General features: G+C 62.8%; 42 protein-coding genes. 8 read left to right on the top strand and 34 right to left on the bottom strand.

What is annotated here, in order from left to right:
* Positions 1-11 precede the first annotated feature (11 nt).
* The 3 genes from FHR73_RS22255 to trxA all read left to right on the top strand — a co-directional run bounded on the left by FHR73_RS22255 (position 12) and on the right by trxA (position 2,058).
* Complete coding sequence (locus FHR73_RS22255) at positions 12-476, top strand: YbaY family lipoprotein (RefSeq protein WP_027599172.1); 465 nt, start codon at positions 12-14, stop codon at positions 474-476.
* Entirely contained in the window at positions 473-1,120 is a 648-nt protein-coding gene (locus tag FHR73_RS22250; RefSeq protein ID WP_183634068.1) for a methyltransferase, read from the top strand. Before FHR73_RS22255 ends, FHR73_RS22250 begins: the two co-directional genes overlap by 4 nt.
* A 68-nt stretch (positions 1,121-1,188) precedes the next feature.
* Entirely contained in the window at positions 1,189-2,058 is an 870-nt protein-coding gene (gene trxA / locus FHR73_RS22245; RefSeq protein WP_183634067.1) for a thioredoxin, read from the top strand.
* Positions 2,059-2,183: 125 nt separating this feature from the next.
* Here the strand turns inward: trxA and FHR73_RS22240 are convergent, their stop codons facing one another.
* Positions 2,184-2,540 (bottom strand): hypothetical protein, encoded by a 357-nt coding sequence (locus FHR73_RS22240; protein ID WP_183634066.1) that lies wholly within the window; start codon positions 2,538-2,540, stop codon positions 2,184-2,186.
* 121 nt (positions 2,541-2,661) lie between these two features.
* Between FHR73_RS22240 and FHR73_RS22235 the strand changes: the two genes are divergently transcribed.
* The 5 genes from FHR73_RS22235 to FHR73_RS22215 all read left to right on the top strand — a co-directional run bounded on the left by FHR73_RS22235 (position 2,662) and on the right by FHR73_RS22215 (position 6,477).
* Positions 2,662-3,213 (top strand): DUF2796 domain-containing protein, encoded by a 552-nt coding sequence (locus FHR73_RS22235; protein ID WP_183634065.1) that lies wholly within the window; start codon positions 2,662-2,664, stop codon positions 3,211-3,213.
* 22 nt (positions 3,214-3,235) lie between these two features.
* Positions 3,236-3,928, top strand: a complete 693-nt coding sequence (locus tag FHR73_RS22230; protein ID WP_221191686.1) for an ABC transporter ATP-binding protein — start codon at positions 3,236-3,238, stop codon at positions 3,926-3,928.
* Between the two features lies 1 nt (position 3,929).
* Entirely contained in the window at positions 3,930-5,183 is a 1,254-nt protein-coding gene (locus FHR73_RS22225; protein ID WP_183634063.1) for an ABC transporter permease, read from the top strand.
* Positions 5,184-5,196: 13 nt separating this feature from the next.
* Positions 5,197-5,691 (top strand): DUF3299 domain-containing protein, encoded by a 495-nt coding sequence (locus FHR73_RS22220; protein WP_183634062.1) that lies wholly within the window; start codon positions 5,197-5,199, stop codon positions 5,689-5,691.
* A gap of 96 nt (positions 5,692-5,787) precedes the next feature.
* Entirely contained in the window at positions 5,788-6,477 is a 690-nt protein-coding gene (locus FHR73_RS22215; protein ID WP_183634061.1) for an OmpW family protein, read from the top strand.
* A 90-nt stretch (positions 6,478-6,567) separates the two neighbouring features.
* On the opposite strand, the gene FHR73_RS22210 is transcribed toward FHR73_RS22215, so the two are convergent.
* From FHR73_RS22210 to FHR73_RS22050, 33 genes are all read right to left on the bottom strand, one after another.
* A complete protein-coding gene (locus tag FHR73_RS22210; RefSeq protein WP_183634060.1) occupies positions 6,568-7,497 on the bottom strand; it encodes an NAD-dependent epimerase/dehydratase family protein in 930 nt (309 codons plus the stop codon).
* Positions 7,490-8,389, bottom strand: a complete 900-nt coding sequence (locus FHR73_RS22205) for a sugar nucleotide-binding protein (protein ID WP_183634059.1) — start codon at positions 8,387-8,389, stop codon at positions 7,490-7,492. The genes FHR73_RS22210 and FHR73_RS22205 overlap by 8 nt, the downstream gene beginning before the upstream one ends.
* Before the next feature lie 87 nt (positions 8,390-8,476).
* A complete protein-coding gene (gene yccS / locus FHR73_RS22200) occupies positions 8,477-10,681 on the bottom strand; it encodes a YccS family putative transporter (RefSeq protein WP_183634058.1) in 2,205 nt (734 codons plus the stop codon).
* A gap of 145 nt (positions 10,682-10,826) precedes the next feature.
* The gene (locus tag FHR73_RS22195) at positions 10,827-12,284 is read right to left on the bottom strand and encodes a catalase (RefSeq protein WP_183634057.1); all 1,458 of its coding nucleotides are present in this window, start codon (positions 12,282-12,284) and stop codon (positions 10,827-10,829) included.
* Positions 12,285-12,475: 191 nt separating this feature from the next.
* Positions 12,476-12,865, bottom strand: a complete 390-nt coding sequence (rplQ, locus tag FHR73_RS22190) for a 50S ribosomal protein L17 (RefSeq protein ID WP_183634056.1) — start codon at positions 12,863-12,865, stop codon at positions 12,476-12,478.
* A 44-nt stretch (positions 12,866-12,909) separates the two neighbouring features.
* Entirely contained in the window at positions 12,910-13,911 is a 1,002-nt protein-coding gene (locus tag FHR73_RS22185; protein WP_017640290.1) for a DNA-directed RNA polymerase subunit alpha, read from the bottom strand.
* A gap of 22 nt (positions 13,912-13,933) precedes the next feature.
* On the bottom strand, positions 13,934-14,554 hold the full coding sequence (gene rpsD, locus FHR73_RS22180; RefSeq protein WP_017640289.1) for a 30S ribosomal protein S4: 621 nt from the start codon (positions 14,552-14,554) through the stop codon (positions 13,934-13,936).
* Positions 14,555-14,570: 16 nt separating this feature from the next.
* On the bottom strand, positions 14,571-14,960 hold the full coding sequence (gene rpsK / locus FHR73_RS22175) for a 30S ribosomal protein S11 (RefSeq protein WP_003281811.1): 390 nt from the start codon (positions 14,958-14,960) through the stop codon (positions 14,571-14,573).
* A gap of 30 nt (positions 14,961-14,990) precedes the next feature.
* Positions 14,991-15,347 (bottom strand): 30S ribosomal protein S13, encoded by a 357-nt coding sequence (rpsM, locus tag FHR73_RS22170; RefSeq protein ID WP_017640288.1) that lies wholly within the window; start codon positions 15,345-15,347, stop codon positions 14,991-14,993.
* 130 nt (positions 15,348-15,477) lie between these two features.
* Positions 15,478-15,594 carry a 50S ribosomal protein L36 gene (gene rpmJ, locus FHR73_RS22165; RefSeq protein ID WP_002555468.1) on the bottom strand — a complete coding sequence of 39 codons (117 nt, stop codon included), beginning with the start codon at positions 15,592-15,594 and terminating at the stop codon, positions 15,478-15,480.
* Between the two features lie 30 nt (positions 15,595-15,624).
* Complete coding sequence (gene secY / locus FHR73_RS22160) at positions 15,625-16,956, bottom strand: preprotein translocase subunit SecY (RefSeq protein WP_133860560.1); 1,332 nt, start codon at positions 16,954-16,956, stop codon at positions 15,625-15,627.
* Positions 16,957-17,391 carry a 50S ribosomal protein L15 gene (rplO, locus tag FHR73_RS22155; RefSeq protein ID WP_133860559.1) on the bottom strand — a complete coding sequence of 145 codons (435 nt, stop codon included), beginning with the start codon at positions 17,389-17,391 and terminating at the stop codon, positions 16,957-16,959.
* 3 nt (positions 17,392-17,394) lie between these two features.
* Complete coding sequence (gene rpmD, locus FHR73_RS22150) at positions 17,395-17,577, bottom strand: 50S ribosomal protein L30 (RefSeq protein WP_007161233.1); 183 nt, start codon at positions 17,575-17,577, stop codon at positions 17,395-17,397.
* Positions 17,578-17,579: 2 nt separating this feature from the next.
* Positions 17,580-18,080, bottom strand: a complete 501-nt coding sequence (gene rpsE / locus FHR73_RS22145) for a 30S ribosomal protein S5 (protein WP_007161234.1) — start codon at positions 18,078-18,080, stop codon at positions 17,580-17,582.
* Positions 18,081-18,083: 3 nt separating this feature from the next.
* Positions 18,084-18,434 carry a 50S ribosomal protein L18 gene (gene rplR, locus FHR73_RS22140; protein WP_007161235.1) on the bottom strand — a complete coding sequence of 117 codons (351 nt, stop codon included), beginning with the start codon at positions 18,432-18,434 and terminating at the stop codon, positions 18,084-18,086.
* A gap of 10 nt (positions 18,435-18,444) precedes the next feature.
* On the bottom strand, positions 18,445-18,978 hold the full coding sequence (gene rplF, locus FHR73_RS22135) for a 50S ribosomal protein L6 (protein WP_017640286.1): 534 nt from the start codon (positions 18,976-18,978) through the stop codon (positions 18,445-18,447).
* 11 nt (positions 18,979-18,989) lie between these two features.
* Positions 18,990-19,382, bottom strand: a complete 393-nt coding sequence (rpsH, locus tag FHR73_RS22130) for a 30S ribosomal protein S8 (protein ID WP_017640285.1) — start codon at positions 19,380-19,382, stop codon at positions 18,990-18,992.
* A 162-nt stretch (positions 19,383-19,544) separates the two neighbouring features.
* Positions 19,545-19,850, bottom strand: coding sequence for a 30S ribosomal protein S14 (gene rpsN / locus FHR73_RS22125; protein WP_017640284.1), 306 nt, complete (start codon positions 19,848-19,850; stop codon positions 19,545-19,547).
* A gap of 13 nt (positions 19,851-19,863) precedes the next feature.
* A complete protein-coding gene (gene rplE / locus FHR73_RS22120; protein WP_007161239.1) occupies positions 19,864-20,403 on the bottom strand; it encodes a 50S ribosomal protein L5 in 540 nt (179 codons plus the stop codon).
* Between the two features lie 19 nt (positions 20,404-20,422).
* Positions 20,423-20,737: a 50S ribosomal protein L24 gene (gene rplX / locus FHR73_RS22115; protein WP_017640283.1), complete on the bottom strand. Its 315-nt coding sequence runs from the start codon at positions 20,735-20,737 to the stop codon at positions 20,423-20,425.
* A 12-nt stretch (positions 20,738-20,749) separates the two neighbouring features.
* Positions 20,750-21,118, bottom strand: coding sequence for a 50S ribosomal protein L14 (gene rplN, locus FHR73_RS22110; protein ID WP_007161241.1), 369 nt, complete (start codon positions 21,116-21,118; stop codon positions 20,750-20,752).
* A 12-nt stretch (positions 21,119-21,130) separates the two neighbouring features.
* Entirely contained in the window at positions 21,131-21,397 is a 267-nt protein-coding gene (rpsQ, locus tag FHR73_RS22105) for a 30S ribosomal protein S17 (RefSeq protein ID WP_007161242.1), read from the bottom strand.
* 2 nt (positions 21,398-21,399) lie between these two features.
* Positions 21,400-21,591, bottom strand: coding sequence for a 50S ribosomal protein L29 (rpmC, locus tag FHR73_RS22100; RefSeq protein WP_007161243.1), 192 nt, complete (start codon positions 21,589-21,591; stop codon positions 21,400-21,402).
* On the bottom strand, positions 21,591-22,004 hold the full coding sequence (gene rplP / locus FHR73_RS22095; protein ID WP_017640282.1) for a 50S ribosomal protein L16: 414 nt from the start codon (positions 22,002-22,004) through the stop codon (positions 21,591-21,593). The genes rpmC and rplP overlap by 1 nt, the downstream gene beginning before the upstream one ends.
* A 12-nt stretch (positions 22,005-22,016) precedes the next feature.
* Positions 22,017-22,706 carry a 30S ribosomal protein S3 gene (gene rpsC, locus FHR73_RS22090; protein ID WP_007161245.1) on the bottom strand — a complete coding sequence of 230 codons (690 nt, stop codon included), beginning with the start codon at positions 22,704-22,706 and terminating at the stop codon, positions 22,017-22,019.
* 13 nt (positions 22,707-22,719) lie between these two features.
* The gene (rplV, locus tag FHR73_RS22085) at positions 22,720-23,052 is read right to left on the bottom strand and encodes a 50S ribosomal protein L22 (RefSeq protein WP_007161246.1); all 333 of its coding nucleotides are present in this window, start codon (positions 23,050-23,052) and stop codon (positions 22,720-22,722) included.
* 12 nt (positions 23,053-23,064) lie between these two features.
* Entirely contained in the window at positions 23,065-23,340 is a 276-nt protein-coding gene (gene rpsS / locus FHR73_RS22080) for a 30S ribosomal protein S19 (RefSeq protein ID WP_007161247.1), read from the bottom strand.
* A gap of 18 nt (positions 23,341-23,358) precedes the next feature.
* Complete coding sequence (gene rplB, locus FHR73_RS22075) at positions 23,359-24,180, bottom strand: 50S ribosomal protein L2 (RefSeq protein ID WP_007161248.1); 822 nt, start codon at positions 24,178-24,180, stop codon at positions 23,359-23,361.
* A 12-nt stretch (positions 24,181-24,192) separates the two neighbouring features.
* On the bottom strand, positions 24,193-24,492 hold the full coding sequence (gene rplW / locus FHR73_RS22070) for a 50S ribosomal protein L23 (RefSeq protein ID WP_007161249.1): 300 nt from the start codon (positions 24,490-24,492) through the stop codon (positions 24,193-24,195).
* On the bottom strand, positions 24,489-25,091 hold the full coding sequence (gene rplD, locus FHR73_RS22065) for a 50S ribosomal protein L4 (protein ID WP_017640279.1): 603 nt from the start codon (positions 25,089-25,091) through the stop codon (positions 24,489-24,491). Before rplD ends, rplW begins: the two co-directional genes overlap by 4 nt.
* Positions 25,092-25,104: 13 nt before the next feature.
* Complete coding sequence (rplC, locus tag FHR73_RS22060; RefSeq protein ID WP_007161251.1) at positions 25,105-25,740, bottom strand: 50S ribosomal protein L3; 636 nt, start codon at positions 25,738-25,740, stop codon at positions 25,105-25,107.
* Positions 25,741-25,824: 84 nt separating this feature from the next.
* Positions 25,825-26,136: a 30S ribosomal protein S10 gene (gene rpsJ / locus FHR73_RS22055; RefSeq protein WP_003243886.1), complete on the bottom strand. Its 312-nt coding sequence runs from the start codon at positions 26,134-26,136 to the stop codon at positions 25,825-25,827.
* 171 nt (positions 26,137-26,307) lie between these two features.
* Positions 26,308-26,534 (bottom strand): elongation factor Tu (locus tag FHR73_RS22050; protein WP_183634055.1); only part of this gene is annotated, 227 nt, incomplete at its 5' end.

Raw genomic sequence — 26,534 nt, 5'->3', positions numbered from 1 at the left:
CGGATCCCGCCATGACCCCACGCGTCCTCCTGCCCCTGCTGCTCACCGGTCTGCTCGTGGCCTGCTCCAGCCCACCCGAAACCACGCCGCCGCAGCCCACCACCCCGGCCGACGAACCGGTCCCGGTGGCCGGCGCCCCCACCCCGGCCAATCTGCGCGAGATCTCCGGGGTGCTGCGCAATGCCCAGGGACTGGTCCCGGCCGGTGCCCAGGTCGAGATTGCCCTGCTGGCGGTCAATGCCAAGGGCCTGCCGCAGCGCCTGCTGGCCAGCGAGACGGTGACCGGCAAGGGCGCGCCGCTGGCGTTCCGCCTGCCCTTCAATCCGGAGATCTTTCCCACCCGCCCGGATCTCAAGGTGGAATTCCACGCGCGCCTGATCCAGGCCGGTCAGTTGGCCAGCTATCTGCCGCCGGTGAATGTCGGCGGACCGACCACGCAGAATCTCGGCGAACTGGTGCTGAACCAGACCCCGTGACGCCTCCTGCCGATCTCGCCGCCGCGCTGACGGTCCTGCTGGGCGACGCCCGTATCTCCTTGCAGGCCCTGCCCGACAGCGACCTGTCGCTGTGGCTGATTGATCCGGCCAACATGGCGCGGGCCTTTTCCCCGGCGGAAACCCAGCGCCTGCTGGAAGCACCGCCCTACTGGGCCTTCTGCTGGGCCAGCGGTCTGGCCATGGCGCGCTGGATCGTCGCCCATCCCGAGCACGTCGCCGGGCGCCAGGTGCTGGATTTCGGCAGCGGCTCGGGCATCGCCGGACTCGCCGCCGCCCGGGCCGGCGCCGCACGAGTCGTCTGCTGCGACCTCGACCCCCTGGCGCTGACGGCCTGTCGCGCCAATGCCCAGGCCAACGCCGTGCAGATCGAGACGCTGGACGACCTGCACGCCAGCATCGAGCGCTTCGATCTCATCCTGGCCGCCGATGTCCTCTACGACCGCGCCAACCTGCCGCTACTTGACCTCCTGCGGGCTCGCGCCGAGCGGATCCTGCTGGCCGACTCGCGGGTACGCGACCTCGCCCACCCCGGCTTCACCCGCATCGCCATGCTCCAGGCCTGCACCCTCCCGGATCTGGCCGAGCCGGACGAATTCCGCCGCGTGGCGCTCTATCGGGGTTGAGCCGGCCCGCCTTGTTTCCAAGCCCGGCGCCCCCACCTATAGTGCATCTTTCGTCTGCCGAGTCCGCCATGAGCCAGGTCCCCTACATTTTCGACGCCACCCTCGACACCTTCCAGCAACAGGTCATCGACGCCTCCTTCAGCACCCCGGTGCTGGTGGACTTCTGGGCCGAGTGGTGCGCGCCCTGCAAGGTGCTGATGCCGCTGCTGGCCAAGATCACCGAGTCCTATGGCGGCGCCCTGCACCTGGCCAAGGTCAACTGCGACATCGAGCAGGAACTGGTGATGAGATTCGGCATCCGCAGCCTGCCCACCGTGGTGCTGTTCAAGGATGGCCAGCCGGTGGACGGCTTCGCCGGCGCCCAGCCGGAATCGGCCATCCGCGCCCTGCTCGAACCCCATGTCCAGGCCTTGCCGCCGGCCGAGGAAGATCCGCTGGACGCCGCCCAGGCGCTGTTCGCCGAGGGCCGCTTCGCCGAGGCCGAGGCGCTGCTCAAGGCGCTGCTGGAGGAAGACAACAGTGACGCCCTGGCGCTGATCCTCTATGCCCGTTGCCTGGCCGAGCGCAATGAACTGGACGATGCCCAGGCCGTGCTGGACGCGGTCAAGGGTGACGAACACAAGCAGGCGCTGGCCGGCGCCCGTGCCCAGCTGACCTTCCTGCGCCAGGCCGCCAGCCTGCCCGAGGTCGCCGAATTGAAGAGCCGCCTGGCGCGCGATGCCGGCGACGACGAAGCCGCCTACCAGCTGGCCGTGCAGCAACTGGCCCGCCAGCAATACGAACCGGCACTGGATGGCCTGCTGGAGCTGTTCCGCCGCAATCGCGGCTACGGCGACGACCTGCCGCGCAAGACCCTGGTGCAGGTCTTCGATCTGCTGGGCAACGACCATCCGCTGGTCGCCACCTATCGCCGCCGCCTGTACCAGGCGCTGTACTAGGCGCCGATCGACAACGGCTGCGTCGCCCCGGACGCAGCCTTATCCACCGCAGGCGTCATCCCAGCGCGGTGGGCATCCCGTAGCGTGGAAAACCGCGCAGCGTTTTCCACTACCCTGCTCCAGCCTTACCCCTGCCAGATATAGAACTGCGCCTCCCCCACCCGCTCCATGCGCACCTGGGGACTGTGTCTCAGCCGCACCAGCAGCTGCTTGGCCACCCCGAGGTTGCCGGTCAGCTTTTCCAGCGCAACCAGGATGTCCGGACCGCTGAGGCGGCCAGCCTGGCTGAGCAACTTGACCACCTGATCCCAGAGCATGTCGCCACCCGACTTGGGCCCGCTGGGTGCGGCGGCCACCGCCGCCGCGGGCGGGGACGCCGCCGCCGGTCGCAGGGCCGCGGCCAGGCGCTGCCAGTCGGCCTCGTCCAGTTCCACCGTGAGATCCACGGGCTGGCTGCCGATGGTTCCGCGAATGCGTACCATGGTGTTCTCCTCGTCGTGCAGAGGCCCATGCTCCCACAGCCACCGGCCGACGCCAAACCGAGGTTGCGGCCTGTAAATGCAACAACATAACATAGCGCCTTTCCGCCCACTGGAAGCCCCCATGCGCCTGCCCCTGCTGACCCTCTGCCTCGCTGCCGCGCTCGCTCAACCGGCCTTTGCCCATGGCACCGATGGCGACCATGACGAACACGAGCACGGCGCCCTGGGCGCCCATGTGCACGGCGAATCCCACCTCGACCTGGCCCAGACCGACAGCGGCCTGGAGCTCCAGTGGCGCAGTCCGGCGGCCGATCTGCTGGGCTTCGAACATGCCCCGCGCAATCGGCAGGAAGAAGACGCCGTCGCCGCCCTGCGCCAGAGCCTGGAGAATCCCCAGGCGCTGGTGCAGCTGCCCGCCGCCGCCGAGTGCCGCCTGACCGAAGCCAGCGCCATCAGCCCGCTGTTCGCCAGGGATTCCAGCGCCAGCGGCCATCTCGACGTGGAGGCCAGCATGAGCTTCAGTTGCAGCAAGCCGGGCGCGCTCGCCAGCCTGGATCTCTCCGGCTGGTTCGCCCGCTTCCCCAACAGCCACAGTGTCGAGGTCCAGGCCATCGTCGCCAGCGGTCAGCAGGGCGCCGAACTGACGGCCAAGCAACCGCAGCTGAAGTGGTAGGGCGGTGGTGACCTCCTCCCCGCTGGTCGAGATCCAGGACCTCGGCTTCGCCTGGCCCGGCCAGGCGGAATGCCTGGACATCCGGCACTTCCAGCTGGCACCCGGCGAGGCGCTGTTTCTCGAAGGTCCTTCGGGCAGCGGCAAGACCACCTTGCTCGGCCTGCTCGGCGGCGTGCAGCGCCCCGGTCGCGGCCAGGTGCGCCTGCTCGGTCAGGACCTGGGCGCGCTCGCCACCGCCCGGCGCGATCGCTTTCGCGTCGACCACACCGGCTTTCTCTTCCAGCAATTCAACCTGCTGCCCTTTCTCTCGGTCTTGGACAACGTCCTGCTGCCCTGCCAATTCTCGGCGCTGCGCCGCGAGCGCGCCACGGCGCGGCATGGCGATCCCCAGGGCGCGGCCCTGACCCTGCTCCGCGCCCTGGGGCTGAGCGATCCCGCGCTGCCCCGCCGTCCGGCCCGCGAACTCTCCATCGGCCAGCAGCAGCGCGTCGCCGCCGCCCGCGCGCTGATCGGCCAGCCGGAACTGGTGATCGCCGACGAACCCACATCGGCGCTGGACAGCGATCACCGCGATGCCTTCCTGCAATTGCTGTTCGCCGAGTGCGCCGCTGCCGGCGCCGGCCTGCTGTTCGTCAGCCACGACCGCAGCCTGGCCAGTCGTTTCGACCGCCACCTGACCCTGGCCCAGCTCAACGCCGCCCGGCCGGAGACCTAGGATGCCGCTCTTGCAACTGGCCTGGGCCAGCCTGCGCAATCGCCGCGCCACCGCCCTGCTCACCGTCTTCACCATCGCCGTCTCGGTGGCCCTGCTGCTGGGCGTCGAACGGTTGCGCACCGAGGCCAAGGCCAGCTTCGCCAGCACCATCGCCGGCACCGACCTGGTGGTGGGCGCCCGCTCCGGCGCGGTCAATCTGCTGCTCTACTCGGTGTTCCGCATCGGCAACGCCACCAACAACATCCGCTGGGAGAGCTATGAAAAGCTCGCCGCCGATCCTCGCGTCGCCTGGACCATCCCGCTGTCCCTCGGCGACTCCCATCGCGGCTACCGGGTGCTGGGTACCGATGGCAACTACTTCGCCCACTATCACTACGGGCGCAACCAGCCGCTGCGGCTGATCCAGGGCCGGCCCTTCAACGACGTCTTCGAGGTGGTGCTGGGCGCCGAGGTGGCCAAGGCGCTGCACTATCAACTGGGCGACAAGGTCGTGCTGGCCCATGGCGTCGCCACCATCAGTCTGACCGAGCACAGCGACCACCCCTTCACCGTGGTCGGCATCCTCGCCCCCACCGGCACCCCGGTCGACCGTACCCTGCACATCCCGCTGAGCGGCATGACCGCCCTGCACCTGGACTGGCGCGGCGGCCTGCCCGGGCCTTCGCTGAGCGACGCCGAGGTGCGCCAGCGCGATCTCACCCCCCAGGACCTCACCGCCGCGCTGGTCGGCCTCAAGAGCCGGGTGGCCACCTTTGCCGTGCAGCGCGCGGTCAACGACTACCGCGGCGAGCCGCTGCTGGCCATTCTGCCCGGCGTGGCCCTGCAGGAACTCTGGGGCCTGCTCGGCACGGCAGAACAGGCGCTGCTGGTGATGTCGCTGTGCGTGGTGCTCACCGGGCTGGTGGGCATGCTCACCGCCCTGCTCGCCAGCCTCAACGAACGACGCCGGGAGATGGCCATCCTGCGCTCGGTGGGCGCCCAGCCGCGCCACCTGTTCGGCCTGCTGCTGGCCGAAGCCCTGGCCCTCACCCTGGCCGGCTGTCTCGCTGGACTGGCGCTGCTCTATGGCGCCATCGCCCTGGGGCGGCCCTGGCTGCTGGCGGAATACGGCCTGGCATTGCCGCTGGACTGGCCCTCGCTCTACGATGGGCAACTGCTCGGCGGTATCCTGCTCGCGGCGCTGGTGCTCGGCTGCATCCCGGCCTGGCGCGGCTGTCGCCAGGCCCTCACGGACGGGTTGTCCGTGCGTTTGTAGACGAGGCTTCCCCATGCGCCTGGCGCTCGTGCTGTTGCTCTGCTGGCTGTCCTGGGCCCAGGCCGACCCCCGCCAACTCGCCTGGCGCGAACTGGTGCCGGCCGATGCGCCGCGCTTCAATCCCGGTAGCGTCGACCACGGCCTCGGCGAAGACGGCCCGGCCGCCAGCCAGCCCTGGCCGGACGCCCCCACGGTGGCCGCCCTGGACGGCCAGGAGGTGCGCCTGCCCGGCTACGTGGTGCCGCTGATGGTCACCGAAGAAGGCGAGGTCACCGAATTCCTGCTGGTCCCCTATTATGGCGCCTGCATCCACGTACCGCCGCCGCCCGGCAACCAGATCGTCTACGTCAAGGGCAGCCACGACCTCTGGCTGTCCAAGCTGCACCTGCCCTACTGGGTGGAAGGCCGCCTGGGCGTGGGCACCCAGCGCAGCGAGGTGGCCGCCGCCGGCTACTGGCTGCAGGCCCAGCGCATCCAACCCTACATCCTCAAGGGCGACGGTTCCTGAGGGATCTGCCCTGCGCTTGAGCGAGATCAAGAGTCCGCCGTTTCAGCTTCGCTAGGCTGCTCCCAGCCATCTTTCAATGCCTTCGGAGCCCTCGCCATGCGTCCCCTCTTCCGTCTCAGCCTGCTCGCCCTCGTGCTGGCCGCCCCCTTCGCCCAGGCCCACCAGGCCGGTGACATCATCCTGCGCGCCGGCGCCATCACCGTGGACCCCCACGAGCGCAGCTCCGACGTCAAGATCGACAGGGGCGCCCTGAGTGGCGCCAACCTGGGCGGCAAGGCGACCATGGACAGCGACACCCAGCTGGGGCTGAACGTCGCCTACATGCTCACCGACCACCTGGGCCTCGAATTGCTCGCGGCCACGCCCTTCGAGCACCAGGTCAACATCAAGGGTACCGGGCTCGACGCCGCCAACGGCAAGCTGGGCAGCCTCAAGCACCTGCCGCCGACCCTGAGCCTGGTCTATTACCCGCTGGACGCCAAGGCGACGTTCCAGCCCTATGTCGGCGCCGGCCTCAACTACACCTGGATCTACGACGAGCACGTCGGCAGCGGCGCCAGCGCGGCCGGCTTCGACAACTTCCGCGCCGACAATTCCTGGGGCTGGTCCGCCCAGGTCGGCGCCGATCTCATGCTCACCGACCGGGTAATGCTCAACGCCCAGATCCGCTACATCGACATCGCCACCACCGCCCACGTCGACAACACCGCCCTCGGCGCCCGCGCCAAGGTCGATCTGGATGTGGATCCCTGGGTCTACATGGTCGGCCTGGGCTATCGCTTCTAGGCCACCGCTAGCCACGCGCCCGCAGGTTGGCGCTGAGACCGCTCCATCGGCGAAGGCCAACAGGCCAGGGATTGCCCCTGGCCTCGTCCGCTAATCCCGCAGCAGCGCCGCCAGCCCCGTACCCATGGTCGTGGGCTGACTGAAGTCGAAACGCTCGCGCAGGCGGCGGTTGTCCGCCTTCGAATGGCGGATATCCCCAGCTCGCGCTGCGCCATGGGTCACCTGCGGCAGGCCACCGAGCACCTGGCCGATCTCCGCCAGCAGACCGTTCAGGCTGATGGTCTCGCCGCGCCCTACGTTCACTGCGCCAGCCGTTACGTCGGAGGCTTCCAGCGCCTGCACCAGGATGCCCACCAGATCGGCCACATAGACGAAATCGCGGGTCTGCTCGCCGTCGCCGAACACCGTGATCGGCGTCTGCCGCCGGGCACGCTCGGTAAAGATGCTGATCACCCCGGAATAGGGCGAAGACGGATCCTGGCGCGGGCCGTAGATGTTGAAGAAGCGGAAGATCGCCGGCTCCAGCCCGTGCTCGCGGCGATAGAAGTCGAAGTAGTACTCGCCGGCCAGCTTGTCCGCCGCATAGGGCGTCAGGGGCGCCTTGGGCAGCTCCTCGTCGATGGCCTGGCCCTGGCCATTGGCGCCATAGACCGCCGCGCTGGAGGCATAGACCACGCGCTTGATGACGGCCTTGCGCATGGCCTCGCACAGATTCAGGGTGCCGATGAAATTGGCTCGATGGGTACCCACCGGGTCTTCCACCGATGCCTGCACCGAGGCCACCGCGGCCAGGTGCACCACCGCCGCGCAACCGGCCACTGCCGCTTCCAGGGTCGCGACATCGGCCACATCGCCCACCCGCAGTTCGATGCGGTCGTCGTCCAGCGGCAGATTCTCGCGCTTGCCGGTGCTCAGATCGTCCAGCACCCGCACCCGCCTGCCCCGCGCGAGCAGCGCGTCGGCCAGATGGGAGCCGATGAAACCGGCACCGCCGGTGATCAGAATGGGCGCATCACTCATGGAAACCTACCTCGTCCTGCCGAAAGCCCTGCAACAGCGCCGGCAACTCCTGCTGCCAGCGCCGCGCCTTGATTCCAAAGGTGTTGAGCAGCTTGCGACTGATCAACACCCCCTGTTGTGGCTCTTCCACGGCATCCGCACGCTCGAGGTGCGTCACCTCCTGCCATTCGCAGCGCACCGGCCGGTCGAATTCCTGCCAGAGCTGGGCGACGGTCTCGGCCAGGCCCAACTCCGACACCGCTTCCTGGGCGCCGTAGTGATAGGTCCCCCAGAGCGGCGCGCCGCAGTCGAGCTGCTTGACCACGGCAAGCAGCACCCGCGCGGCATCGCCCACGGTGGTCGGATTGCCGCGCCGGTCGCCCGCCATCGGCACCACCTGCTCGGTGTCCAGCTGCTGCAACAGACGCCCCAGGCGCCCGTCGCCGGAGTCGTCCAGCACCCAGCCCAGGCGCAGCAGGATGTGCATCGGGCACAGCGCCCGCACCAGTTGCTCGACCCGCCAGAGCGCTTCGCCACGCGCCCCCGGGGGCCGTGGAAGATCCTTTTCACTATAGCCGGCCACGCGCGAGCCATCGAACAGCTGATAACTGGACGGTTGGATCAGCGGAATCTGATAGTGCTGGCAGAGGCCTGCCAGCCGCTGGACGGCCAGCGCCTGGCGCTGCATCAGGGCCGGATCGAAGTCCGCGGCCTGCAACCAGTCGCGGTAGTAGGCAAGATTGATCACCGCCCCCGGCCGTACCCGATCGAGGACCTCGGTCAGTCCGGCCGCGTACCAGCCCTCTGCGGGAGTCTCGGGGGCGGCGAATTCGATGCCCGCTTCGGCACCGGCGGCGAGTAGCGCCTTGCCCAGGGCGCTCTCCCCGCCCACTACTAGAAGACGCATACGCATGTGTTGGAACAGCCTTCAAACCAGCTTGGACAGGCGTCGATAGATTCGACGGACATCGGTCAACATAGCGCGTCGCGCCAACCTTGCTCAAGCACCGGCGGCAACCGCAGCAGGTTCCTCGCGGGTTTGTTCGCGCAGGGTATGGTTGGCGGCGCTCTTGAGATTGGGCAGCAAGCGGCAGATCAGCGCCAGCTGGGTGCACACCAGTCGATAGCCGTCGTCATTGTCCTCCGCCGCGGCTTCCAGTTCGTCGGCCAGGCTGCTTTCCTCTTCGGCGGTCGGCGGCAGACTGCGCCGCTCCGCCACCGCCGCGGCAATGGCCTCCATGCCTTCGGCGATACGGGTCACGGCGCGCTCCACAAGGGCATCGTGCTCGGCCGCTTCCAGCTGGCGGCGGTGCGCGCCCAGGGCCGACAGATAACCCAGCAAGGTGTTGGACAGCGCCAGGTAGCGAAAGCCCGCTTCCAGGTTGCGCCGGAAATGCCCGGGATCGCGCAGCATGTTGGCCAGCGCTGCCGACAGCGTCGCATCGGCATTGTGGGCGTTGCGCCGCGCCACGCGATAATCGAGGTCGTCGCGCTTGCCGGTGCGGTACTGCTCGTGCAACCGGCGCAGATAGAGTGCGTTGGTGCGCAGGGTGTTGGCCATCACCAGATGCAGGCGGCGTCCCTGCCAGTCCGGCAGGACGAAGAACACCGCCAGCACCGCGATCAGGCAACCCAGCAGGGTGTCCAGCAGCCGCGGCCAGATCAGCATGAAGCCATTGCCCACCTGGTTGAAGCAGAACAGCACCATCAGGGTGATGGCCGCGGTGGCGACGGTGTAGCGATCGGTCCGGGTGATGAAGAACACCAGACCGGCGACCAGCGCCAGCAACAACTGGATCTCCGGCTGGGCGAACAGCTCCAGCAAGGCGCTGCCCAGCAACAGGCCGATCACCGTGCCGACGATCCGCTGCACCAGTCGTACCCGGGTCGCCCCGTACTGCGGCCGGCAGACGAACACCGTGGTCAGCAGGATCCAGTAGCCGTTGACCGGGTGGATCAGGTGCAGCACGCCATAGCCGGCCATCAGCGCCAGCGCCATGCGCAGGCCATGGCGGAACAGCAGCGAGGTCGGGGTCAGCTGCAGACGGATACGCTGGAACACCTCGCGCAGCGAGCGCGCCGCCGGATCCAGTAGGCTGGTATCCAGGTCCGCCGCCCCCGAATCGCTGTTGCCCACCTCGGAAAATTGCCGCTCCAGGGTCGAGAGATTGTGCCCGAGCAGGTCCAGGGAGCGCAGCAGGCCTCGCCAGCGCGGATTCTGCTGCTGCTTGAGATACTCCAGCGAGGCCTGCAGATCGGTCAGCCCCTGCTGACTCTGCTGGCCGTATTCGAAGGGCTGACCGAGGCGGATCGCCTCACCCATGTTGCGGCAGGCCACGGCCTGCAGCTTGAGCAGGCGCTGGCAGCGAAAGAGGATGTCGCTGTGAAAGAACGCCTCGGTCAGGGCGCTGTAGGGATAGTGCGAGGAACTGGCGCGCTCGTGGATGTCCTGCGCCATGAAATACAGGCGGAAGTAGCGCCCTGACCGTGCGCCCGGCCGCCCCGAGCGGCCAAAGCGATTGAGGATGGTCGCCTTGGCCTGGTTCAGCGCCTGCACCACCTTGCCGTTCTGCTGGGCCAGCAGTACCCGCCGCCGATGCAGATCCACTCCGCGCACCGGTTCGAGCATCTCCGCCTTGAGTCGCAGCAGGGTCTCCAGCTCGCCATAGAGCGCGGACAGATTCTGCCGCACCGGCTGATGGGCGAACAGCGCACACCAGAGCACCGAGAGCAGGCCGTACCACAGCGCCCCGGCCAGCAGGTGCGCCGGCTCGTACCACAACGGCACCTGGGTACCCAGCCGCTGATCCACGCCGATCATGGCGTAGATCGACAGGATCACCGTGGCCTGGGCAATAGACGCATAGCGCTCGCCGATGGCGCCGAGCATCGTCAGGCTGAAGGTGGCCAGACCCAGGCCCACCACGAAGATCCAGGGATAGGGAAACAGCAGTTCAACCGCGAAGGCGGCAACCGCGAAGCACAGCAGCGTGACCACCAGCGACTTGAGACGACCCAGCCAGCTGTCGTCGGTTTCCGCCAGGGCGCTGGCGATGATGCCGAGAAACACCGGCGACAGCGCGCGCAGATCGCCCAGCGACCAGCAGACGGCCATGGCACCGCTCAGGGCGACAAAGACGCGAACGCCATAGCTGGCCTTTTCGTGCGCCCAGAGCTGGCGCAAAGACACTCCAAACACAGTCATGACGGGAGAGCGAGCCTCGTGTTTTCGCGCTTGATGCGAACCTTAGCACTGCGACGTCGCAAGCGGCGTCCGAGACAGCTTTTCCCGCACTTTTTTAATGGACGAAAAAAAGCCCGGCGGCGCCGGGCTCTTTTCCATCTCCAGGTCAGGCCACTTCGCTGGGATCCATCCCCAGTCCCTTGGCGACACCCATGCCATAGGCAGGATCGGCCTTGAGGAAGTGACCGATCTGCCGCAGCTGGACCTCCCGGGTCACCGAAGCCATGGCACCGACGATATTGTCGATCAGCAAGGCCTGCTGGTCCGCGCTCATCAGGCGGAACAACGCACCGGCCTGACTGTAGTAGTCCTCGTCCACCCGGTGGTCGTAGCGATCGGCCGGACCGGCGAAATTCAGCGCCGGCTCGCGATACTGCGGCGCCTGCCGGGGCGTATGGCCGTAGCTGTTGGGCTCGTAGTTCGGCTGGGAACCGCCATTGCCATCGAATCTCATGGCCCCGTCACGCTGGTTGTTGGCATAGGGGCAGCGCGGCGCGTTGACCGGCAGCTGCTGGTAGTTGGTCCCCACCCGATAGCGCTGGGCATCGGCGTAGGCGAACACCCGTCCCTGCAGCATGCGATCCGGCGACAGGCCGATGCCCGGCACCACGTTGCTCGGCGCGAAGGACGCCTGCTCCACCTCGGCGAAATAGTTCTGCGGATTGCGATTGAGCTCCAGCAGGCCCACCTCCTGCAACGGATAGTCCTGCTGCGACCAGACCTTGGTGACGTCGAAAGGGTTTTCGGCGCGACCGGCCGCTTCCTGCTCGCTCATCACCTGGATGCACAGCTTCCAGCGTGGGAATTCGCCGCGCTCGATGGCCTGGAACAGGTCACGCTGGCTGTAGTCCGGATCGCTCCCGGCCAGACGCGCGGCCTCGACCGGTGCCAGGTTCCTGATCCCCTGCTGGCTCTTGAAGTGAAACTTCACGAAGTGCCTTTCGCCCTGGGCATTGATCAGGCTGAAGGTATGGCTGCCGAAGCCGTGCATGAAGCGATAGCCATCCGGAATGCCGCGATCGGAAAACAGGATGGTCACCTGGTGCAGCGACTCAGGCGACAGCGACCAGAAGTCCCACATCATCTGCGGACTCTTCAGGTTGCTCCAGGGATCGCGCTTCTGGGTGTGGATGAAATCGGGAAACTTGAGCGGATCGCGGATGAAGAACACCGGGGTGTTGTTGCCGACGATGTCCCAGTTGCCTTCTTCGGTATAGAACTTCAGGGCGAAGCCACGCGGATCGCGCTCGGTATCTGCCGAGCCGCGCTCACCGCCCACGGTGGAAAAGCGCAGCAGGGTCTCGGTCTGCTGGCCGACGCTGGCGAACAGCTTGGCGCTGGAAAGATGGGTGATGTCCTGGGTGACGGTAAAGGTGCCGTAGGCCGCGGAGCCCTTGGCGTGCACGCGTCGCTCGGGAATGACCTCACGGTTGAAGTGGGCCAGCTTCTCGATCAGATGGAAGTCGTCGAGCATCAGCGGACCGCGCGGGCCGGCGGTACGGGAATTCTGGTTGTCGGCCACCGGAATGCCGCTGGCGGTGGTGAGGATCTTGGTATCGGTCACAGGCTGTCTCCCTTCGAATAGCACTTGCTGATCGCGTGGGAGAAGTATCGCCAAGGCAATACTTTAGGACTAATTTATTGATCCTAGCGTCCTGATAGAAAATACGATTCGACAGATCCTGCCTGCAGTCCCGTCAAACACCAGGCATGAAAAAGCCGGGCATGAGCCCGGCTTTTCCAGAACAGCGCTACTTATTCAGCAGTTTGTTCCACGGTGCCGCCGACCGGACGGTCGATCAGCTCGACGTACGCCATGGGCGCGTTGTCGCCAGCGCGGAAACCGCACTTCAGGATACGCAGGTAGCCACCCGGACGGTTGGCGTAGCGCTTGCCCAGGTCGTTGAACAGCTTGCCAACGGCAGCTTTCGAACGGGTGCGGTCGAAAGCCAGACGACGGTTGGCGACGCTGTCTTCCTTGGCCAGGGTGATCAGCGGCTCGGCAACGCGGCGCAGTTCCTTGGCTTTCGGCAGGGTAGTTTTGATCAGCTCGTGCTCGAACAGCGACACAGCCATGTTCTGGAACATGGCCTTGCGATGTGCGCTCGTGCGGCTCAGATGACGACCACTTTTACGATGACGCATGATTGAAATTCCTTCCCAAACTATCGTTCGGTGAACAATGACGATCAGGCAGTAGCCTTGTCGTCCTTCTTAAGGCTTGCAGGGGGCCAGTTGTCCAGGCGCATACCGAGCGACAGACCACGCGAAGCCAGAACGTCCTTGATTTCGGTCAGGGACTTCTTGCCCAGGTTCGGGGTCTTGAGCAGCTCCACTTCGGTACGCTGAATCAGGTCACCGATGTAGTAGATGTTCTCCGCCTTGAGGCAGTTGGCCGAACGAACGGTCAGTTCCAGATCGTCCACCGGACGCAGCAGGATCGGATCGATCTCGTCTTCCTGCTCGACCACGACCGGCTCGCTGTCGCCCTTGAGGTCGACGAACGCTGCCAGCTGCTGCTGCAGGATAGTGGCGGCACGACGGATGGCTTCTTCCGGATCCAGGGTACCGTTGGTTTCCAGGTCAAGCACGAGCTTGTCCAGGTTGGTACGCTGTTCGACCCGGGCGTTTTCCACCACATAGGCCACGCGACGAACCGGGCTGAACGTAGCATCGAGCTGGAGACGACCGATTGCGCGGGTTTCGTCTTCTTCGCTCTGACGCGCGTCGGCGGGCTCATAGCCACGACCGCGAGCGATTTTCAGCTTCATGTTCAGCGAACCATTGTCCGCCAGGTGGGCGATGACGTGATCGCCGTTGACGATCTCGACGTCGTGATCGACCTGAATGTCAGAGGCCAGAACCGGCCCCTGACCTTTCTTGCTCAGGCTCAGGGTGACTTCGTCACGGCCGTGCAACTTGATGGCCAGACCCTTGAGATTGAGCAGGATCTCGATCACGTCTTCCTGCACGCCTTCGATGGCGCTGTACTCGTGCAGGACACCGTCGATCTCTGCTTCGACTACCGCGCAGCCAGGCATGGAGGACAACAGGATACGCCGCAGCGCGTTGCCCAAGGTATGGCCGAAACCACGCTCGAGAGGCTCGAGGGTGATCTTGGCACGGGTCTGACTAACCGCCTGCACATCGATATGGCGGGGGGTCAGGAACTCATTTACCGAACTCTGCATGGATGCACCTACTTTCTAGCCCTTACTTGGAGTAGAGCTCGACAATCAGGTTTTCGTTGATGTCGGCGGAGAGATCACCACGGGCCGGCACGCTCTTGAAGGTGCCTTCCTTTTTCTCGGTGCTCACTTCGACCCACTCAACCCGGCCACGCTGGCCGCACAGCTCGAGAGCTTGAGCGATACGCAGCTGGTTCTTGGCCTTTTCACGGACTGCGACGACGTCGCCGACCTTGACCTGATAGGAGGGAATGTTGACGGTCTGACCGTTGACGGTGATCGACTTGTGGGAGACCAGCTGGCGCGATTCAGCGCGAGTGGCACCGAAGCCCATGCGATACACCACGTTGTCCAGACGGCATTCGAGCAGTTGCAGCAGGTTTTCACCGGTAGCGCCCTTGCGACGGGCAGCTTCCTGGTAGTAACCGGCGAACTGACGCTCGAGGACGCCATAGATACGGCGGACTTTCTGCTTTTCACGCAGCTGCAGACCGTAGTCGGACAGACGACCGCGACGCTGACCATGCTGGCCAGGAACGGTTTCCAGCTTGCACTTCGAGTCGAGGGCACGAGCGCCGCTCTTCAGGAAGAGGTCAGTGCCTTCGCGGCGGGACAGTTTGCACTTGGGACCAATGTAACGAGCCATTTCTCACTGTCTCCTATTACACGCGACGCTTCTTCGGCGGACGGCACCCGTTATGCGGGATAGGCGTCACGTCGGTGATGCTGGCGATCTTGTAACCACAGGCATTCAGGGCGCGAACAGCGGACTCACGGCCGGGGCCGGGACCTTTGACGTTCACGTCCAGATTCTTCAGACCATATTCCAGAGCGGCTTGGCCGGCACGTTCGGCTGCAATCTGGGCAGCGAACGGGGTGCTCTTACGGGAGCCACGGAAGCCGGAGCCACCGGAGGTCGCCCAGGACAATGCATTGCCCTGACGATCGGTGATGGTCACGATGGTGTTGTTGAAAGACGCATGGATGTGGGCGATGCCATCAACCACTGTCTTTTTGACTTTCTTACGAGGACGAGCAGCAGGTTTTGCCATGACTAGATTCCTGTCGATTCGCGGATGCGATTACTTGCGGATCGGCTTGCGCGGGCCCTTACGGGTACGGGCATTGGTCTTGGTGCGCTGACCACGGACCGGTAGACCACGGCGGTGACGCAGACCGCGGTAGCAACCCAGATCCATCAGGCGCTTGATGTTCATGTTGATTTCGCGGCGCAGGTCACCCTCGGTGAGGATTTTGGCGACCTCGTTACGCAGCTGATCGACCTGCTCGTCGCTCAGTTCTTTGATCTTGGCGGTCGGCTGGATGCCGGTGGCCGCGCAGATCTTCTGAGAGGTGGTGCGACCGACACCATAGATGTAGGTCAGCGAGATAACAGTGTGTTTGTTATCTGGAATGTTGACGCCTGCAATACGGGCCATTCAGAAAAACTCCAATTGACAGCTACCGACGCCCCGGAAGCCAAGAAAAGGGCGCGCGATATTAACGCTGTAGGAACAAATGATCAACCCGGCAGCACACTAGCTGCCGGGTTAGACGCGTGATTCACACTCAGCCTTGGCGCTGCTTGTGACGCGGTTCAGCGCTGCAGATCACGCGCACGACGCCTTCGCGGCGAATGATCTTGCAGTTACGGCACAGCTTCTTGACCGATGCACGAACTTTCATGACAACTCCTCTAACCTTACGGGTAACGGCTCAGCGCATCATGCCGCCGCCGTAGCCCTTCAGGTTGGCTTTCTTCATCAGGGACTCGTATTGATGAGATACGAGATGGGATTGGACCTGGGACATGAAGTCCATGACCACCACCACCACGATCAGCAACGACGTCCCACCGAGATAGAACGGCACGTTCGCCGCGACCACCAGGAACTGGGGCAACAAGCACACCGCCGTCATGTACAGGGCACCGAACATGGTCAGTCGGGTCAGCACGCCATCGATATAGCGCGCGGACTGCTCACCAGGACGAATACCCGGAATGAACGCTCCGGATTTCTTCAAGTTCTCGGCCACGTCCTTGGGGTTGAACATCAGCGCTGTATAGAAGAAGCAGAAGAAGATGATCCCTGCACTAAACAGCAAGATGTTCAGCGGCTGGCCGGGGGCGATGGCCTGAGCCACGTCCTGCAACCAGCCAAGACCTTCGGACTGACCGAACCACGAACCGAGCGATGCCGGGAACAGCAGGATGCTGCTGGCGAAGATCGCCGGGATGACCCCGGCCATGTTCACCTTGAGCGGCAGATGGCTGTTCTGCGCCGCGAAGACCTTGCGGCCCTGCTGACGCTTGGCGTAGTGCACGGCAATACGACGCTGCCCACGCTCGATGAACACCACGAAGGCAATGATGGCAACCGCCACCACACCCACCATGATCAGCGCGAAGATGTTGATATCGCCCTGCCGTGCCGACTCGAAGGACTGACCGATGGCGCGGGGCAGGCCCGCGACGATACCGGCGAAGATCAGCATCGAGATGCCGTTGCCGATACCGCGCTCGGTGATCTGCTCACCCAGCCACATCATGAACAGTGCGCCGGCGACAAAGGTGGTGACAGCGACGAAATAGAAGCTGAAGCCCACGCTGAACGCGACGCCCTGACTGGCAAGTCCTACCGACATCCCGGTGGCCTGAACGAGCGCCAGAACCAGCGTGCCGTAACGGGTGTACTGGCTGATCTTGCGACGACCAGACTCACCCTCTTTCTTCAATTGCTCCAGCTGTGGGCTGATCGCGGTAAGCAGCTGCATGATGATCGAGGCCGAGATGTACGGCATGATCCCCAGTGCAAAGATGCTCATCCGCTCCAGCGCACCGCCAGAGAACATGTTGAAGAGGCTAAGAATGGTCCCCTCGTTCTGCCTGAACAGTGCGGCCAGCTGATCGGGATTGATACCCGGAACAGGGATGTGCGCACCGATCCTGTAGACGATGATCGCCAGGAACAGGAATCGGAGGCGGGTCCACAGCTCGGACATACCACCGGTCTTGCTGAGCGCAGAGAGAGCACCTTGCTTAGCCATTTATTCCTCGATCTTGCCGCCAGCTGCTTCGATGGCTGCACGTGCGCCCTTGGTGGCACGAATGCCCTTCAGGGTGACGGCACGAGTGACGTCGCCGGACAGCACAACCTTGACACGCTTGATGTCGCGGCTGATCACGTTGGCGTCTTTCAGCGCCTGCAGATCGACCACATCGACATCGACCTTGGCCAGCTCGGAGGTACGAACCTCGGCACGGTCCAGGGCTTTCAGCGAAACGAAGCCGAACTTCGGCAGACGACGGTGCAGCGGCTGCTGGCCACCCTCGAAACCGGGGGCAACCTTGCCACCGGAACGGGAGGTCAGACCCTTGTGGCCGCGGCCACCGGTCTTGCCCAGGCCGCTACCGATACCACGACCGGGACGCAGCTTCTCGCGGCGAGCGCCGGGAGCGGAACGCAGATCATTCAATTTCATGACTTAACCCTCCACACGCAGAAGGTAGTAGGCCTTGTTGATCATGCCGCGATTTTCAGGAGTGTCCTGAACTTCGACGGTGTGACCGATGCGACGCAGGCCGAGACCCTTGACGCAAGCCTTGTGATTGGCCAGACGGCCGTGGACGCTCTTGATCAGCGTGACCTTGACGGTTGCGTTAGCCATGATCAGAGAATCTCCTCGACGCTCTTGCCACGCTTGGCGGCAACAGCTTCCGGCGCCTGCATGTGTTTGAGACCTTCGAAGGTCGCGTACACCACGTTTACCGGGTTGGTGGAGCCGTAGCACTTGGCCAGGACGTTCTGCACACCAGCGACTTCCAGGACGGCGCGCATGGCACCACCGGCGATGATGCCGGTACCGTCGGAAGCGGGCTGCATGTACACCTTGGAGGCGCCATGGGCGGCCTTGACCGGGTACTGCAGGGTGGTGCCGTTCAGATCCACCTGGATCATGTTGCGGCGAGCAGCTTCCATAGCCTTCTGGATGGCGGCAGGCACTTCACGGGCCTTGCCACGGCCGAAGCCAACGCGGCCTTTGCCATCGCCAACCACGGTCAGAGCGGTGAAGGCGAAGATACGGCCGCCTTTCACGGTTTTGGCTACGCGGTTAACTTGAACCAGCTTCTCGATATAGCCTTCGTCGCGCTTTTGATCGTTATTTGCCATGACTTAGAACTCCAGCCCGCCTTCACGAGCAGCGTCGGCCAGCGCTTTGACGCGACCATGGTACTTGAAGCCAGAACGATCAAAGGCCACCTGGGTAACGCCAGCGGCCTTGGCACGCTCGGCGACCAGCAGACCAACTTTCTTGGCCGCCTCGACGTTGCTGGTAGCGCTTTCGCGCAGTTCTTTGTCCAGCGTAGAAGCGCTGGCCAGGACCTTGCTGCCGTCGGCCGCGATGACCTGGGCATAGATGTGCTGGGAAGAGCGGTACACGCACAGACGGACCACTTCCAGCTCGCGCATCTTCAGGCGAGCCTTGCGAGCGCGACGCAGTCGGGTTTCTTTCTTGACGGTCATTTGCTATGCCCTACTTTTTCTTGGCTTCTTTACGGTGGACGACTTCGTCGGCATACCGTACACCCTTGCCCTTGTAAGGCTCCGGCGGACGGAAACCACGAATCTCAGCCGCAACCTGGCCGACCAGCTGCTTGTCGATACCCTTGATCAGGATTTCGGTCTGGTTGGGGGTTTCTGCGGTGATGCCTTGCGGCAGGTCGTAGTCCACGGGGTGAGAGAAGCCCAGAGCGAGGTTCAGCACCTGACCTTTGGCCTGGGCCTTGTAGCCCACACCAACCAGTTGCAGCTTGCGCTCGAAGCCCTGGCTGACGCCGACCACCATGTTGTTGACCAGAGCACGGGTAGTGCCGGCCATCGCACGGGTCTGCTGATCGCCATTGCGAGCAGCGAAACGCAGCTCACCGGACTCTTGAGTGACTTCAACGGACGGATGGACCTTCAGTTCCAGAGCGCCCTTGGCACCCTTAATCGAAAGAGCCTGACCGGCCAGATTAACTTCGACGCCTGCAGGCAGTCTTACAGGGTTTTTAGCAACGCGAGACATGCTGATTCCCCTTAGAAGACTGTGCAGAGCACTTCGCCGCCAACACCAGCAGCACGGGCCGCGCGATCAGTCATCACACCTTTGTTGGTGGAAACGATCGACACACCCAGACCGCCACGCACTTTCGGCAGCTGGTCAACGGCTTTGTACTGGCGCAGACCGGGACGGCTGCTACGCTTCAGTTCTTCGATGACAGGCTTGCCTTCGAAGTACTTCAGCTCGATGGACAGCGACGGCTTAGATTCCGCGCTGACCTGAAAATCCGCGATGTAACCTTCGTCCTTGAGGACTTTGGCAACGGCAGCCTTCAGCTTGGAAGAAGGCATGCTCACAACGGCCTTTTCAGCCATCTGGGCATTACGGATACGAGTTAGCATGTCTGCTAACGGGTCCTGCATACTCATGGGCTATTAGCTCCTAATACAGAAATTGAGCCTACCGGCTCTCAAAATCACCCCTCGGCAATAGGCCGATTCGGGCGAGCCGAGCATTCTAGAGATCGGCCTGAAACGAATCAAGCCCCAAAAGGGGCTTGATTCAATTACCACGATGAAAGGCGCTAGCTGTTACCAGCTGGCCTTCACCAGGCCGGGCACGTCGCCGCGCATGGCTGCTTCACGCAGCTTGATGCGGGACAGACCGAACTTGCGGTACACGCCATGCGGACGACCGGTCAGGCGGCAGCGGTTACGCATGCGGCTGGCGCTGGCGTCACGGGGCTGCTTCTGCAGGGCGACCTGGGCATTCCAACGATCCTCGGGGGAGGCGTTGACATTACCGATGGTCGCCTTCAGCTCGGCGCGCTTCTTGGCGTACTTGGCAACCGTCTGCTGACGCTTCAGCTCGCGGTTAATCATGCTTTGCTTAGCCATCTGAAGACCTCAATCAGTTACGGAACGGGAAGTTGAACGCACGCAGCAGCGCACGGCCTTCCTCGTCGGTACGAGCGGTGGTGGTCAGGGTGATGTCCATACCACGCAGCGCATCGATCTTGTCGTAATCGATTTCCGGGAAGATGATCTGCTCTTTCACGCCCATGCTGTAGTTGCCACGACCATCGAAGGACTTGGCATTCAGGCCGCGGAAGTCACGAACGCGCGGCAGGGAGATGGACAGCAGACGATCCAGGAATTCATACATGCGATCGCTACGCAGGGTCACCTTGACGCCGATCGGCCAGCCTTCGCGAATCTTGAAGCCAGCAATGGAATTGCGGGCATAAGTCACGACCGGCTTTTGACCAGCGATCTTTTCCAGGTCAGCTACAGCGTTGTCGATGATTTTCTTGTCACCGACCGCTTCGCCCAGACCCATGTTCAAGGTGATCTTGGTGATGCGCGGAACTTCCATCACGTTACCCAGCTGAAGCTGCTCTTTCAGCTTGGGCGCGATTTCCTTCCGATAAATCTCTTTCAATCGAGCCATGGTGATCTACCTAGCAGCTTCAGGCCTGGACCGCTTTTTGGGTCGACTTGAAGATACGAATCTTCTTGCCGTCTTCGACTTTGAAACCAACGCGGTCAGCCTTGTTGGTCTCGGAGTTGAAAATGGCAACGTTGGAGACATGCAGAGGGGCTTCTTTCTCTACGATGCCACCCTGAACACCCAGCATGGGGTTGGGCTTGGTGTGGCGCTTGATCAGGTTGACCCCACCAACGACCAGACGGTCATCGGCGAGCACCTTCAGCACCTTGCCACGCTTGCCCTTGTCCTTGCCGGCAATGACGATTACCTCGTCGTCACGACGAATCTTTTGCATGTCGGCTACTCCTTACAGCACTTCGGGGGCAAGGGAGACGATCTTCATGAACTTCTCGGAGCGAAGTTCACGGGTCACCGGCCCAAAGATACGGGTGCCAATCGGCTCTTGCTTGTTGTTCAGCAGAACCGCGGCGTTGCCGTCGAAGCGGATGATGGAACCGTCGGTGCGGCGGACGCCGTGCTTGGTACGCACGACGACTGCAGTCATCACCTGACCTTTCTTCACCTTGCCGCGCGGAATTGCTTCCTTGACGGTGACTTTGATGATGTCGCCAATGCCGGCGTAACGGCGGTGGGAACCGCCGAGCACCTTGATGCACATCACGCGACGAGCGCCGCTGTTGTCGGCGACGTCAAGCATGGATTGAGTCTGGATCATGGCTCTCTACCCTTATACCTGAACGGCGCGCTCGACGACGTCAACCAGGGTCCACGCCTTGGTCTTGGCCAGCGGGCGGGTTTCGCGAATGGTGACCAGGTCACCAATGCGGCACTGATTGGTTTCGTCGTGAGCGTGCAGCTTGGTGGAACGCTTCACGTATTTGCCGTAGATCGGGTGCTTGACGCGACGCTCGATCAGTACGGTGACGGTTTTGTCCATCTTGTCGCTGACCACTCGGCCGGTCAGCGTACGGACAGTTTTTTCAGCTTCAGCCATGATCACTTACCTGCTTGCTGGTTCAGCACAGTCTTGACGCGAGCGATGTCGCGCTTCACTTGCGAGAGCATGTGAGACTGACCCAACTGGCCAGTTGCCTTCTGCATACGCAGATTGAACTGGTCACGCAGCAGGTTGAGAAGCTGCTCGTTCAGCTCCTCTACGGATTTCTCACGCAAATCTTTCGCTTTCATCACATCACCGTCCGCTTAACAAAGGAGGTTTCGAGCGGAAGCTTGGCAGCGGCCAGGGCAAATGCCTGACGAGCCAGATCCTCGGAAACACCCTCGATCTCGTACAGGACCTTGCCCGGCTGGATCTGGGCTACCCAGTACTCGACACTACCCTTACCTTTACCCATCCGCACTTCGAGAGGCTTCTTGGTGACAGGCTTGTCAGGGAAGACGCGGATCCAGATCTTGCCGCCACGCTTCACGTGACGGGTCAGCGCACGACGTGCGGATTCGATCTGGCGAGCGGTCAGACGGCCACGGCCGACAGCCTTCAGCGCGTACTCGCCGAAGCTGACCTTGCTACCGCGATGAGCCAGACCACGGTTGTGGCCGGTCATCTGCTTGCGGAATTTTGTACGCTTGGGTTGCAGCATGTTGCGTACTCCTTACTTAGCAGCAGCTTTTTTGCGCGGAGCCGGGGCGACGGGCTTGAGCTCTTCCTGGCGGCCACCAATGACCTCACCCTTGAAGATCCAGACCTTCACACCGATCACACCGTAAGTGGTGTGAGCTTCCGCAGTGGCGTAGTCGATATCGGCACGCAGGGTGTGCAGGGGCACACGACCTTCGCGATACCACTCGGTACGGGCGATTTCAGCACCGCCCAGACGACCGCTCACCTGAATCTTGATGCCTTTGGCACCAATGCGGATCGCGTTCTGCACGGCGCGCTTCATGGCGCGACGGAACATCACACGACGCTCAAGCTGCTGCGCAACGCTCTGCGCAACCAGGGCACCGTCGAGCTCCGGCTTGCGGATCTCTTCGATGTTGATGTGCACGGGCACACCCATTCTTGCGGTCAGGTCCTGACGCAGCTTCTCGACATCCTCACCTTTCTTGCCGATCACGATACCGGGACGGGCGGTGTGGATGGTGATGCGTGCGGTTTGAGCCGGGCGATGAATATCGATACGGCTTACGGACGCGCTTTTTAGTTTGTCCTGGAGGTACTCACGAACCTTCAGGTCGGCCAGCAGATAGTCCGCATAAGTGCGCTTATCCGCGTACCAGACCGAAGTGTGCTCCTTGACGATACCCAGGCGAATGCCATTGGGATGTACTTTCTGACCCATCTGATCGACTCCGTTACTTGTCCGCAACCTTGACCGTGATATGGCAAGACCGCTTCACGATGCGATCAGCACGACCTTTGGCACGCGGCATGATGCGCTTGAGCGAACGACCTTCGTTTACGAAGACAGTGGAAACCTTCAGGTCGTCCACGTCGGCGCCTTCATTGTGCTCGGCGTTGGCAACAGCCGACTCCAGCACCTTCTTCATGATTTCAGCGGCTTTCTTGCTGCTGAAAGTCAACAGGTTGAGCGCTTCGCCCACCTTCTTCCCGCGGATCTGGTCGGCGACCAAGCGGGCTTTCTGGGCGGAGATACGAGCGCCCGACAGCTTAGCGGCTACTTCCATCTTCCTTACCCCTTAACGCTTGGCTTTCTTGTCAGCCGCATGACCGCGATAGGTGCGGGTAGCAGCGAACTCGCCGAGTTTGTGGCCGACCATGTCTTCGTTCACCAGAACGGGGACATGTTGACGACCGTTGTGCACAGCGATGGTCAGACCGACCATCTGCGGCAGGATCATCGAACGACGCGACCAGGTCTTGATCGGTTTGCGTTCGTTCTTTTCCACCGCGACTTCGATCTTCTTCAACAGGTGAAGATCGATAAAAGGACCTTTCTTCAGAGAACGGGGCACAGTCGAATCCTCTACTGATTACTTGCCGCGACGGACAATCATCTTGTCGGTACGCTTGTTGGAGCGCGTCTTGAGACCCTTGGTCTTGACGCCCCACGGCGAAACCGGATGACGGCCACCGGAAGTACGACCTTCACCACCACCGTGCGGGTGATCGACCGGGTTCATGGCAACACCACGAACGGTCGGACGCACGCCACGCCAGCGGGTGGCACCGGCCTTACCCAGCGAACGCAGGCTATGCTCACCGTTGGACACTTCGCCCAGGGTGGCACGGCACTCGGACAGCACCTTGCGCATTTCACCGCTGCGCAGACGCACGGTAACGTAGGCGCCTTCACGGGCGACCAGCTGAGCGGAGGTACCCGCGGAGCGAGCGATCTGAGCGCCTTTGCCAGGCTTCAGCTCGATACCGTGGATGGTGCTACCGACCGGCACGTTACGCAGCGGCAGGTTATTGCCAGCCTTGATGGGCGCGCCAGCGCCGGACAGCAGCTGGTCACCGGCAGCAACGCCCTTGGGGGCGATGATGTAGCGACGCTCGCCATCGGCGTACTTCAGCAGAGCGATGTGTGCAGTACGGTTCGGATCGTATTCGATACGCTCAACGACGGCAGGGATGCCATCCTTGTTGCGACGGAAATCAACCAGACGGTAGTGCTGCTTGTGACCACCGCCGATGTGGCGAGTGGTGATACGACCATTGTTGTTACGGCCGCCGGACTTGCTCTTCTTCTCCAGCAAAGGAGCGTAGGGCGCGCCTTTGTGCAGATCGGAGTTGACCACCTTGACCACAAAGCGGCGGCCAGCGGAGGTCGGCTTGCATTTTACGATTGCCATGATGCCCCCTGATTACTCGGCGCTGCTGGAAAAGTCGAGATCCTGGCCCGGCTGGAGCGCGATGTACGCTTTTTTCCAGTCGTTACGCTTGCCCAGACCACGAGCGGTACGCTTGGTCTTGCCCTGGACGTTCAGGGTGCTGACGCTGCGAACCTTGACCTCGAACAGCTGCTCGACGGCCTTCTTGATTTCCAGCTTGGTTGCATCGGTGGCAACCTTGAATACGAACTGCTTCTGGCTGTCCGCCAGCATGGTGGCCTTCTCGGAGATGTGCGGGCCAAGCAGCACTTTGAATACGCGTTCCTGGTTCATGCCAGCAGCTCCTCGAATTTCTTCACGGCGGACACAGTGACCAGCACCTTGTCGTAGGCGATCAGGCTGACCGGGTCGGAACCCTGGACATCACGCACGTCGACGAAAGGCAGGTTGCGGGCGGCCAGATACAGGTTCTGGTCGACAGCGTCGGTCACGATCAGCACGTCGCTCAGGCCCAGGCCGTCCAGCTTGCTGACCAGGGTCTTGGTCTTGGGCGCGTCGACGGCAAAGTCGTCAACCACGACCAGACGATCCAGACGGACCAGCTCGGCGAGGATGGAGCGCAGGGCAGCGCGGTACATCTTCTTGTTCAGCTTCTGGCTGTGATCCTGGGGCTTGGCTGCGAAAGCCACGCCACCGGAGCGCCAGATGGGGCTGCGGATGGTACCGGCACGGGCACGACCGCTGCCCTTCTGACGCCAGGGCTTCTTGCCGCCGCCACGGACTTCGGAACGGGTCTTCTGGGCACGGGTGCCCTGACGACCGCCAGCCATGTAGGCCACGACTGCCTGGTGAACCAGGGTCTCGTTGAATTCACCGCCGAAGGTGTGCTCAGAGACTTCGATAGCTTGAGAGCCATTCACATTGAGTTGCATGTTCTCTCTCCTCTCAACCACGGGCCTTGACAGCGGGACGCACGATCACGTCACCACCCGGCGCGCCGGGGACGGCACCCTTGACCAGCAGCAGGTTGCGCTCGGCGTCTACACGCACGACTTCCAGCGACTGAACGGTTACACGCTCCGCACCCAGGTGACCGGACATTTTCTTGCCCTTGAACACTCGACCAGGAGTCTGGCACTGGCCGATGGAACCAGGTGCACGGTGGGAAACGGAGTTACCGTGGGTGTTGTCCTGACCACGGAAGTTCCAGCGCTTGATGGTACCGGCGTAGCCCTTACCTTTGGACTGACCAGTGACATCAACCATCTGACCGGCTTCGAACAGGGCTACGGTGACTTCGTCACCTGCCTTGTACTCACCGTCTTCCAGGCGGAATTCGAGGACGCTACGACCAGCAGCAACGCTGGCCTTGGCGAAGTGACCGGCTTGCGCCTTAGTCACGCGGGAAGCACGACGCTCGCCCACGGTTACCTGAATGGCGCGATAGCCATCGGTTTCTTCGCTCTTGAATTGGGTTACGCGATTCGGCTCGATCTCAATGACCGTGACCGGAACGGAAACGCCTTCTTCGGTGAAAACGCGGGTCATACCGCATTTACGACCGACTAAACCAATCGTCATGTTGAGAACCTCTTGAGTGTACGGGGCTTTCACCCGCTATGGCCGCCCATTTCAGAGCGTTACACGACTGAAACCTTGACGGTCTCAGCCGAGGCTGATTTGCACTTCAACGCCAGCGGCGAGATCGAGCTTCATCAGCGCATCGACGGTCTTGTCGGTGGGCTGAACGATGTCGAGCACACGCTTGTGGGTACGAATTTCGTACTGGTCACGAGCGTCCTTGTTGACGTGCGGAGAAATCAGCACTGTGTAACGTTCCTTGCGGGTAGGCAGAGGAATCGGACCACGCACCTGAGCACCAGTACGTTTCGCAGTTTCTACGATTTCCTGGGTGGATTGATCGATCAGGCGATGATCAAAAGCCTTCAACCGAATACGGATTTGTTGATTTTGCATTTGACCTCAGACTCCAAGCTTTCCTCTCGGACAAAAAGGTGCCCGATTAAAGGAGGCGCAATTCTAAGGATGTCGCCAGCGGCTGTCAAGAACGCCTCTTTTGCCATCTGTCAATTTCACGAGGCAAGAAAAAAGGCCCCGAGGGGCCTTTTTTCGTTTCAGATCAATCGATTACTCGATGATCTTGGCAACCACGCCGGCGCCGACGGTACGACCGCCTTCACGGATGGCGAAACGCAGACCGTCTTCCATCGCGATCGGAGCGATCAGGGTGACAACCATCTTGATGTTGTCGCCCGGCACCACCATCTCGACGCCTTCCGGCAGCTCGCAGTTACCGGTCACGTCGGTGGTGCGGAAGTAGAACTGCGGACGGTAGCCCTTGAAGAACGGGGTGT

It is taken from the genome of Pseudomonas sp. AS2.8, assembly GCF_014190935.1.
In the GTDB taxonomy this organism is placed as follows: domain Bacteria; phylum Pseudomonadota; class Gammaproteobacteria; order Pseudomonadales; family Pseudomonadaceae; genus Chryseomonas.
Note: the sequence above shows the minus strand (reverse complement) of the source record. Positions and strands in the feature narration are given on the sequence as shown.